This window comes from Streptococcus suis (assembly GCF_002964045.1).
GTDB lineage: Bacteria > Bacillota > Bacilli > Lactobacillales > Streptococcaceae > Streptococcus > Streptococcus suis_U.
The window spans coordinates 1-275 of the sequence record NZ_POPB01000198.1 but is presented as its reverse complement, the minus strand read 5'-3'; the positions used below and the strand labels follow the sequence as shown (position 1 = coordinate 275).

The 275-nt window shown below is 41.1% G+C and carries 1 protein-coding gene; it reads left to right on the top strand.

The window, feature by feature from the left end; translation table 11 throughout:
- Nucleotides 1-104: 104 nt before the first annotated feature.
- Nucleotides 105-275: transketolase (locus tag C1E99_RS01565; protein WP_105206403.1), on the top strand; the 171-nt coding region annotated here is incomplete at its 3' end.

Sequence of the window (275 nt, the reverse complement as noted above, 5' to 3'; positions counted from 1 at the left end):
CCTGCCTCTTTTCTACGGACAATTTATTTCTCGCTTCATTTCAAACAGACATAGAAAACGCTTTATGGTATAATAAATTCATGACTTTAAAAAAGGAGAAAAACATGTCAAATCTTTCAGTCAATGCGATTCGTTTCCTTGGTATTGATGCCATCGAAAAATCAAAATCAGGTCACCCAGGTGTCGTCATGGGTGCGGCTCCAATGGCCTACAGCCTTTTTACTAAAGAACTTCGTATCAACCCAGCTCAACCAAACTGGATCAACCGCGACCGC